This window comes from Lutibacter sp. (assembly GCF_041596795.1).
In the GTDB taxonomy this organism is placed as follows: Bacteria; Bacteroidota; Bacteroidia; order Flavobacteriales; family Flavobacteriaceae; genus Lutibacter.
Map to the genome: position 1 here is coordinate 1 of NZ_JBFHHX010000189.1, position 4846 is coordinate 4846.

3 protein-coding genes are annotated in these 4846 nt (G+C 30.3%); 2 read left to right on the forward strand and 1 reads right to left on the reverse strand.

Annotation, left to right across the window (positions count from 1 at the left end; genetic code table 11):
• Window positions 1–614, reverse strand: a 614-nt coding sequence (locus ABY298_RS14790; protein ID WP_372746826.1) for a LacI family DNA-binding transcriptional regulator, incomplete at its 3' end; no start/stop codon positions are given.
• A 289-nt stretch (window positions 615–903) separates the two neighbouring features.
• Here ABY298_RS14790 and ABY298_RS14795 point away from each other — a divergent pair.
• On the forward strand, window positions 904–3561 hold the full coding sequence (locus tag ABY298_RS14795; protein ID WP_372746827.1) for a TonB-dependent receptor domain-containing protein: 2658 nt from the start codon (window positions 904–906) through the stop codon (window positions 3559–3561).
• A gap of 223 nt (window positions 3562–3784) precedes the next feature.
• The coding region (locus ABY298_RS14800; protein ID WP_372746828.1) for an alpha-amylase family glycosyl hydrolase at window positions 3785–4846 on the forward strand (1062 nt) is incomplete at its 3' end.

Below are 4846 nucleotides of genomic sequence, written 5' to 3' on the forward strand. Positions count from 1 at the left end.
GCTTTTTTATACCCTAAAAAACGATCAATTGAACCTTGTGGATTTAAAGGACCTCTAAAATGAGCGATTTTTTTACATCCTGATTTAATTAAATGCTCTGTGGCATCATAACCTGCACTTTTGTCGTCAATAACAACTTTTGAGCAATCTAGCAATTTTGAGATTTTATCAAATAAAACTAAAGGGACATTATGTTCAATAACTTTTTTTAAATGATCCAAATTTTTTGTGTTATTAGATAACGACATTAAAATACCATCAACTCTCTTGCTTAATAATAAATCTATTTGTTTTTTTTCAAGTTCTTCCGATTCGTTAGATTGCAAAATAATTACCAAATATCCTTTTTTTTCGGCCTTTTCAATAATAGCATTTACAACATTTGAGAAAAAATGGTGTACAATTTCAGGAATAATTAAACCAATAGTTTTAGATTCCTTTGTTCGGAGGTTTACAGCAAATGAATTTGGTTGATAATTTAATTTATTAGCAAGATTTATGACCGCCGTTTTAGTTTTTGGACTAACATCGGCGTAATTTTTTAAAGCCTTTGAAACCGTCGTTACTGAAATACCAAGTTCTTCAGCAATTTGTTTTAACGTTACTTCTCCCATTTAGTAAAAATAAGTAAATTTTTAAGAGCTTATTTTGTTTTTATACTTACAAACTAAAAATTCTTTACTGTCTTTGAAGGAGTTGTTTAGAAGATATACCTACTTCTTTAATAATTTGCATTATTACAACCTCATCTTTTAATTAAATATTGTAAAATAAATTTATTTAAAAGTAAAATCGAAATCGTTTTCGGTAAAATCGAAATCGTTTTCGGTGATAAATTTAAATATTAAAGTATCAATTCTGTATACATTCGAGATATTAATCAAATTTAATAACTTTAATATTATGAAAAAACTATTTTTAATGAAGCAGAATTATATTTATATATTTTTCTTAGCTATTTCTAGTGTTGCTTTTTCACAAACAAAAAGTGTTTCAGGAACCATAAACGATGCTTTTGGTCAACCATTGCCAGGAGTAAATATTTTAATGAAAGGTACTTCAATAGGAACTACCTCTGACATGGATGGTAAGTATATAATATCGAATTTAGAAACTGGAGAATATACATTAGAAGTTTCTTATGTTGGGTTTAAAACATTTTTAAAATCTATAAATTTACAAGGAAGTGATATTTCTTTAGATGTTGTTTTAAGAGAAGATGTAATGTCGTTAGATGATGTGGTAATTACTGGTGTTGCTAATCCTCGATCAAAAATTGAGTCGAGTGTTTCTGTTACTACGTTAAAACCTCAACTAATTGAGCAATCTTCACCAAGATCAACTTCTGAAATATTTAGAACAATTCCTGGTATTAGAACAGAGTCTTCAGGTGGTGATGGAAATACAAATATTTCAGTGAGAGGTGTGCCAATTTCCGCTGGAGGTTCAAAATATTTACAGTTACAAGAAGATGGTTTACCAGTACTTTTATATGGTGATATAGCTTTTGCTACATCTGATATTTTTTTAAGAGCAGATCAAAATGTTGCAAGAATTGAAGCTATTAGAGGGGGTTCAGCATCTACACTTTCAAGTAATTCACCAGCAGGTATTATAAACTTTATTAGTAAAACAGGTGAAGTTGAAGGAGGAGGAATTTCAACTTCTTTTGGATTAGACTACAATAGTTTTAAAACAGATTTTGATTATGGTACTCCAATAGGTGACGGTGTTGCTTTTCATGTAGGAGGTTTTTTTAGACAAGGAGAAGGCGTAAGAGATGCAGGTTATTTAGCCAATAAAGGCGGTCAAATTAAATTAAATCTAACAAAGAGATTTGAAAATGGTTATGCCAGAGTTTATTATAAATTTTTAAATGATAGAACGGCAGCATATATGCCAATGCCAATTAAAGTAACAGGAACAAATAGCAATCCTAATTGGGGAAATATTGAAGGGTTTGATGCTACAACAGGTACTCAGCATAGTCCATATTTAACACAAAATAATGGTCTAGACTCTAATGGGAATAGAAGAAATGCTGACGTAGCAGATGGTATGCATCCTATTTCTAATGCTATTGGTGCAGAATTTTCATTCAATTTAGAAAATGATTGGAAAATAGACAACAAATCAAGAATTGCTTTTAATAAAGGTAGATTTATAGCTCCTTTTACCGCAGCCGTTGGAACTGTTAATGATATGGTTGCTGGTATTGCTGCCTATAACGGTTATGATGCTACAGGTGCAACAGTTACAAATACGGTAACGGGAAATGTATTTAATAATCCAAATGGATTGGCCCAAAGAATTATGATGTTTGATACGGAATTAGAGAACTTCAATAATTTTGTGAATGATTTTAAGATAACAAAGAAATTTGACAAGGTTAGTTTAACTGCAGGATATTTTACTGCAAATCAAAACATTCAAATGTCTTGGTTGTGGAATGTTCACTTAACTGAAGTAAACGGTGTAGATGCTGCTCCATTAGATGTTACTTTAGCTGATGGTACAAAAATAACAGAAAACGGACAAGCATCCTATGGAGCTGCTGAGTGGGGAAATTGCTGTACGCAAAAATACAATGCTTCTTATAATATAAATGCACCTTATGCTGCAATTACAATTGATGCAAATAAAAATTTAACCTTAGATGCTAGTTTAAGATATGATAATGTAAAGGTAAATGGTTCTAGTATTGGAGGAACACAATCTGCAAATTTAGATGTAAATAATAATGGTACTATTGAGCCAATTGAAATGAATGTTTCAGTAGTAGATAATGCAAATTCAAATCCAATTAATTATGACTATGATTATGTATCATATTCTATTGGTGGTAACTATAAATTAAATGATGAAACTGCAGTTTTTGCAAGATATAGTAGTGGTGCTTCTGGTAAAGCAGATCGTGCCTTTACATTTGGTCAACCAATGACTTCTTTAGGAAATCCAAAAGATATTTTAGATCAGGCAGAATTAGGTTACAAAAGAAAATTTGACAATGCAGGTTTATTCATTACTGGTTTTTATGGCAAAACAACTGAAGAGGCAGGTTTTGAAGCAACCACTCAAAACGTTGAAAAAAACGATTACAAATCAATAGGTGTTGAAATAGAAGGTTCAATAAAGATAAACAATTTTGATGTTAGAGGAGCAGTTACATATACAAATGCAGAAATAACAGGAACAGTTGATGGATCTAATATAGGAAACACACCGAGAAGACAACCAGATTTTATTTACAGTTTAATTCCTACATACAGTTTTGGTGAAAATGGAAATCATGTAATTGGAGCAAGTATTATTGGAAACACAAAATCATATGCTCAAAATAATAATGATTTAGTAATGCCAGGGTATGCTTATGTGAATATGTTTGGGAAAGTTACTATTACAAAAGGATTATCACTTTCATTAAATGTAAACAATTTATTTGATACTATTGGAATTACAGAATCTGAAGAAGGCTCTATAGTTGAAGGTCAAACAAATTATGTAAGAGCAAGATCAATTTCAGGAAGATCATCTTCTTTAACATTTGCATATACTTTTTAATATTTTTAAAGATTATCACCAGCCATTTGACATGTTAAAAGGCTGGTAATAAAATTACTTTAATTTATTGTTAGCATTAAAGGATTAACAATTTTGAAATACAAAACATATTTGAATTAGGTAAGTTTAAAAGTGGACTGTTCTTAATAGAATTGGTTAGTGTTCTTTTATAAAATGGAACGGTTCACTTTTTTTAAATTTTTTCAACAAATTATTTAGGGAAATGAAAAATAAAATACAATTAATAACATATATAGATAGACTTGGTTGTAAAAGTATAACAGAGTTAAATTCGTTATTTAAAAATGAATTAAAAGGGCTCTTTGGAGGTTTACACATTTTACCATTCTATTACCCAATTGATGGAGAAGATGCGGGGTTTGATCCCATAGATCATAATTTAATAGATCCTAGATTAGGTGATTGGAATGATTTAAAAGAGCTAAGCGAAGAGGTTGATATTATGGCCGATTTAATTGTAAATCATGTATCAGCAAAATCAATTCAATTTCAAGATTACCTTCAAAAAGGAGAAAAATCTGAATATGCTTCATTGTTTTTAAATTACAATACAGTTTTTCCAAATGGAGCAACAGAAGCAGATTTATTATCAATTTATAGACCGCGTCCAAATTTACCATTTACCATGGTTAAATTAAACGATGGTTCAGTTAAATTAATTTGGACCACCTTTACTAGCAATCAAATAGATATAGATGTAAATAGTGAAATAGGAATTCAATATTTAGAAAGTATTTTAGATACTTTCGAAAAAGGAGGCGTAAAAATGATACGTTTAGACGCTGCTGGTTACGCTATAAAAAAACCAGGAACATCATGCTTTATGATTGATGAAACCTATGAATTTATAAGTCAACTTACTAAAAAAGCAAAAGCAAAAGGAATTGAAGTTTTGGTTGAAATTCATTCGTACTATAAAACGCAAATTGAAATTGCAAAAAGAGTAGATTATGTATATGATTTTGCATTACCAGTGCTAGTGTTAGATACGTTGTTTAATAAAAATGCTTCCAGTTTAAAAAAATGGTTAAAAGTAAGTCCTAAAAATGCGTTAACGGTGTTAGATACTCATGATGGAATTGGTATTGTTGATGTGGCGGCTGAAGGAAATAAACCCGGTTTAATTGAAGGTGCTGTTTTATCTAAAATTGTAGATCAAATGCATATAAATAGTGGAGGAAATAGCTTAAAAGCAACTGGAGCGGCAGCTTCAAACTTAGATTTATACCAAGTAAATTGCACCTATTTTGATGCCTTGGGAAGA

Excerpts from the sequence above, each read along its gene's own strand:
- ABY298_RS14795 (WP_372746827.1), top strand. The coding sequence starts at position 904 with ATGAAAAAACTATTTTTAATGAAGCAGAATTATATTTATATATTTTTC.